Raw genomic sequence first — 5,199 nt, 5'->3', positions numbered from 1 at the left:
TCGACCAAGTTCTTTGAAAATATTGAAAACAAGAAGTTAGGTAAATACAAGAAAATAACCTTGTCAATAAATTTACGATATAACTTAATACATTCCAGAGACAGAATATTAAATTTTTTTATACAACGAAGAGTTTGATCCTGGCTCAGGATGAACGCTAGCGACAGGCCTAACACATGCAAGTCGAGGGGTAACATTGTAGCTTGCTACAGATGACGACCGGCGCACGGGTGAGTAACGCGTATGCAACCTACCTTGTACAGGGGGATAGCCCAGAGAAATCTGGATTAATACCGCATAATTTGATTGATTCGCATGGATCGATTATTAAACCTTCGGGGGTACAAGATGGGCATGCGTAGCATTAGTTAGTTGGTAAGGTAACGGCTTACCAAGACTATGATGCTTAGGGGGTCTGAGAGGATAGTCCCCCACACTGGTACTGAGACACGGACCAGACTCCTACGGGAGGCAGCAGTGAGGAATATTGGTCAATGGGCGCAAGCCTGAACCAGCCATGTCGCGTGCAGGATGACGGCCCTATGGGTTGTAAACTGCTTTTTTACAGGAATAATTGCAGATACGTGTATTTGTTTGAAGGTACTGTAGGAATAAGGATCGGCTAACTCCGTGCCAGCAGCCGCGGTAATACGGAGGATTCGAGCGTTATCCGGATTTATTGGGTTTAAAGGGTCCGTAGGCGGGCTAATAAGTCAGTGGTGAAATCCCAGAGCTCAACTCTGGAACTGCCATTGATACTGTTAGTCTTGAATTTAGTTGAGGTGGGCGGAATACGTTATGTAGCGGTGAAATGCATAGATATAACGTAGAACACCGATTGCGAAGGCAGCTCACTAAACTAACATTGACGCTGATGGACGAAAGCGTGGGGAGCGAACAGGATTAGATACCCTGGTAGTCCACGCCGTAAACGATGATTACTCGTTGTGCACAATACATCGTGCGTGACTGAGCGAAAGCATTAAGTAATCCACCTGGGGAGTACGTTCGCAAGAATGAAACTCAAAGGAATTGACGGGGGCCCGCACAAGCGGAGGAACATGTGGTTTAATTCGATGATACGCGAGGAACCTTACCTGGACTTAAATGTAGATTGACCCTCTTAGAAATAGGAGTTCTCTTCGGAGCAATTTACAAGGTGCTGCATGGTTGTCGTCAGCTCGTGCCGTGAGGTGTCGGGTTAAGTCCCATAACGAGCGCAACCCCTATCGTTAGTTGCTAGCAGGTAATGCTGAGGACTCTAGCGAGACTGCCACCGTAAGGTGAGAGGAAGGTGGGGATGACGTCAAATCAGCACGGCCCTTACGTCCAGGGCTACACACGTGTTACAATGGCCGATACAAAGGGCAGCTACCAGGTGACTGGATGCTAATCTCCAAAGTCGGTCTCAGTTCGGATCGGAGTCTGCAACTCGACTCCGTGAAGTTGGATTCGCTAGTAATCGCATATCAGCAACGATGCGGTGAATACGTTCCCGGGCCTTGTACACACCGCCCGTCAAGCCATGGAAGCCGAGGGGACCTGAAGTTCGTAACCGCAAGGAGCGACCTAGGGTAAAATTGGTAACTGGGGCTAAGTCGTAACAAGGTAGCCGTACCGGAAGGTGTGGCTGGAACACCTCCTTTCTAGAGATTGGAAGTATGTAATAGTTTTATTGTAAATGACTATGGTTTATTTCTTTATTTCCTAACTTTTATTGTTTTCATTAATTTATTTATACCATAACCCATAGCGTTAGGGTGTTTTCACCGCTAAGCAATAGGTAATTTTAGTCCTGTAGCTCAGTTGGTTAGAGCACTACACTGATAATGTAGGGGTCCGCAGTTCAAATCTGCGCAGGACTACAGAAACGTTTATGGGGGATTAGCTCAGTTGGCTAGAGCGCCTGCCTTGCACGCAGGAGGTCATCGGTTCGACTCCGATATTCTCCACATAGATACATGGTGTATTTAAAGTTCTTTGACATATTGAAAAACAAAATTAAAGTAGAAGTAACTAAAGTAAAGAAACAACGATTGATTTCGGGAACGAGATTAATCTTGTTAACACAATAAGAAGTAATTAAGAGCGTATGGCGGATGCCTTGGCTCTCAGAGGCGATGAAGGACGTGATAAGCTGCGATAAGTCATGGAGAGGTGCAAATAACCTTTGACCCGTGAATTTCCGAATGGGGCAACCCACTCAGCAATGAGTATTCTATTTATAGAAGGCAAACCCGGAGAACTGAAACATCTAAGTACCCGGAGGAGAAGAAAACAAAAGTGATTCCCCTAGTAGTGGCGATCGAACGGGGATCAGCCCAAACCTATATTGTTTCGGCAATGTAGGGGTTGTAGGACTGCGATATGATGATCGGCGTGAAGTGGAAGTGTTTGGAAAGACACACCATAGAGAGTGATAGTCTCGTACACGTAAGCAAAGTAAATCTAGCAGTATCCTGAGTAGCGCGGAACACGAGAAATTCTGTGTGAATCTGCCAGGACCATCTGGTAAGGCTAAATACTCCTGAGAGACCGATAGTGAACAAGTACCGTGAGGGAAAGGTGAAAAGCACCTCGAACAGAGGAGTGAAATAGTACCTGAAACCATACGCTTACAAGCGGTCGGAGCTACCTTGTGTAGTGACGGCGTGCCTTTTGCATAATGAGCCTACGAGTTACTCCTCACTAGCGAGATTAAGCACTTCAGGTGCGTAGTCGAAGCGAAAGCGAGTCTGAATAGGGCGTAAAGTTAGTGGGGGTAGACGCGAAACTTGGTGATCTACCCATGGTCAGGCTGAAGCTCTGTTAATCCAGAGTGGAGGGCCCAACCCGTTGACGTTGAAAAGTCTTGGGATGAACTGTGGGTAGGGGTGAAAGGCCAATCAAACTGAGAAATAGCTCGTACTCCCCGAAATGCATTTAGGTGCAGCGTCAGAGTCGAGAGTTATAGAGGTAGAGCTACTGATTGGATGCGAGGGCTTCACCGCCTATCAAATCCAGACAAACTCCGAATGCTATAACTTATATCTGGCAGTGAGCCCATGGGTGCTAAGGTCCATGGACGAGAGGGAAAGAACCCAGACCATCAGCTAAGGTCCCCAAATGTATGTTAAGTTGAACAAACGAGGTGAGATTGCATTGACAGCTAGGATGTTGGCTTGGAAGCAGCCATTCATTTAAAGAGTGCGTAACAGCTCACTAGTCGAGCGATCTTGCATGGATGATAATCGGGCATAAAACATACTACCGAAGCTATGGATTTAGAATTTATTCTAACTGGTAGGGGAGCATTCTAGCGGCGCAGAAGCAGTGTGGTAATGCATTGTGGAGCTTCTAGAAAAGCAAATGTAGGCATAAGTAACGATAATGCGGGTGAGAAACCCGCACGCCAATAGACTAAGGTTTCCTGATCAACGCTAATCGGATCAGGGTTAGTCGGGACCTAAGGGGTAGCCGAAGGGCGAACTCGATGGACAACGGGTTAATATTCCCGTACCGGCTTTAACTGCGATGGGGTGACGAAGAGATGAAAGCACCGCGAACTGACGGAATAGTTCGTTGAAGACCGTATGCTATGAGAGATGTAGGCAAATCCGCATCTTGAGCTGAAAGTTGATAGTACCACAATGCTACGGCAGCGTGGATAGTGTGCCTAATTTTACTTCCAAGAAAAACCTCTAAGCTTCAGGTTAAAGCCGCCCGTACCTCAAACCGACACAGGTAGTCAAGTAGAGTATACTAAGGCGCTCGAGTGATTCATGGCTAAGGAACTCGGCAAAATAGTCCTGTAACTTCGGGAGAAAGGACGCTCTCAGTAATGAGAGCCGCAGTGAAATGGCCCAGGCGACTGTTTATCAAAAACACATGGCTTTGCAAAATCGAAAGATGAAGTATAAGGCCTGACACCTGCCCGGTGCTGGAAGGTTAAGTGGAGTTGTTATCTTCGGAGAAGCAATGAAATGAAGCCCCAGTAAACGGCGGCCGTAACTATAACGGTCCTAAGGTAGCGAAATTCCTTGTCGGGTAAGTTCCGACCTGCACGAATGGTGTAACGATCTGGGCACTGTCTCAGCCATGAGCTCGGTGAAATTGTAGTATCGGTGAAGATGCCGATTACCCGCAACGGGACGGAAAGACCCCGTGAACCTTTACTGCAGCTTCACATTGATTTTGGGTAAGTAATGTGTAGGATAGGACGGAGACTACGAAGCGGCCTCGCTAGGGGTTGTGGAGTCAACCTTGAAATACGTCCCTTTGCTTATCTGGAGTCTAACGTCTAACGACGGACAGTGTGTGGTGGGTAGTTTGACTGGGGTGGTCGCCTCCAAAAGAGTAACGGAGGCTTCTAAAGGTACCCTCAATACGTTTGGTAATCGTGTGTAGAGTGCAATGGCACAAGGGTGCTTGACTGTGAGACATACAGGTCGAGCAGGTACGAAAGTAGAGCATAGTGATCCGGTGGTTCCGTATGGAAGGGCCATCGCTCAAAGGATAAAAGGTACTCCGGGGATAACAGGCTGATCGCTCCCAAGAGCTCATATCGACGGAGCGGTTTGGCACCTCGATGTCGGCTCGTCACATCCTGGGGCTGGAGAAGGTCCCAAGGGTTGGGCTGTTCGCCCATTAAAGTGGCACGCGAGCTGGGTTCAGAACGTCGTGAGACAGTTCGGTCCCTATCTGTTGTGGGCGTTGGAAATTTGAGAGGATCTGACTCTAGTACGAGAGGACCGGGTTGGACGAACCTCTAGTGCATCTGTTGTGGCGCCAGCTGCATTGCAGAGTAGCTACGTTCGGAAGGGATAAGTGCTGAAAGCATCTAAGCACGAAGCCTACCTCAAGATGAGATTTCCTTTAAGGGTCGTTGGAGACTACGACGTTGATAGGTTGCAGGTGTAAAGGTGGTGACACCAAAGCCAAGCAATACTAATTACCCTAATACTTCTGCGTGCGAATTCAATCGCTGAATCTTTACTGGTTCTTTTACTTTAATTTTTTCAATATGTTATGATATTAGTTATCTACCATTACTCAATAGTTGAGAAGTGGAATCAATAGATACAACGATTTTAGGTGTTTATAGCGACGGGGTTCCACCTCTTCCCTTTCCGAACAGAGAAGTTAAGCCCGTTAGCGCCGATGGTACTGCAGAAATGTGGGAGAGTAGGTCGACGCCAACTTTTAAAGAGTCTTATTCCA

General features: G+C 47.2%; 2 tRNA genes and 3 rRNA genes. All 5 read left to right on the top strand.

The features are described from left to right. Window positions 1-122: 122 nt before the first annotated feature. The 5 genes from L3049_RS21510 to rrf all read left to right on the top strand — a co-directional run bounded on the left by L3049_RS21510 (window position 123) and on the right by rrf (window position 5,180). Window positions 123-1,646, top strand: a 16S ribosomal RNA gene (locus L3049_RS21510). A gap of 145 nt (window positions 1,647-1,791) precedes the next feature. Beyond that, window positions 1,792-1,865: transfer RNA gene (locus L3049_RS21505), tRNA-Ile, on the top strand. A gap of 13 nt (window positions 1,866-1,878) precedes the next feature. After that, a tRNA-Ala gene (locus L3049_RS21500) sits at window positions 1,879-1,952 on the top strand. Window positions 1,953-2,072: 120 nt separating this feature from the next. After that, window positions 2,073-4,950: ribosomal RNA gene (locus L3049_RS21495) — 23S ribosomal RNA — on the top strand. 119 nt (window positions 4,951-5,069) lie between these two features. Next, window positions 5,070-5,180: ribosomal RNA gene (rrf, locus tag L3049_RS21490) — 5S ribosomal RNA — on the top strand. Together the 16S, 23S and 5S rRNA genes with 2 tRNA genes alongside form the textbook arrangement of a ribosomal RNA operon. Window positions 5,181-5,199: the final 19 nt, after the last annotated feature.

It is taken from the genome of Labilibaculum sp. DW002 (assembly GCF_029029525.1).
GTDB classification, from domain to species: domain Bacteria; phylum Bacteroidota; class Bacteroidia; order Bacteroidales; family Marinifilaceae; genus Paralabilibaculum; species Paralabilibaculum antarcticum.
Note: the sequence above shows the minus strand (reverse complement) of the source record. Positions and strands in the feature narration are given on the sequence as shown.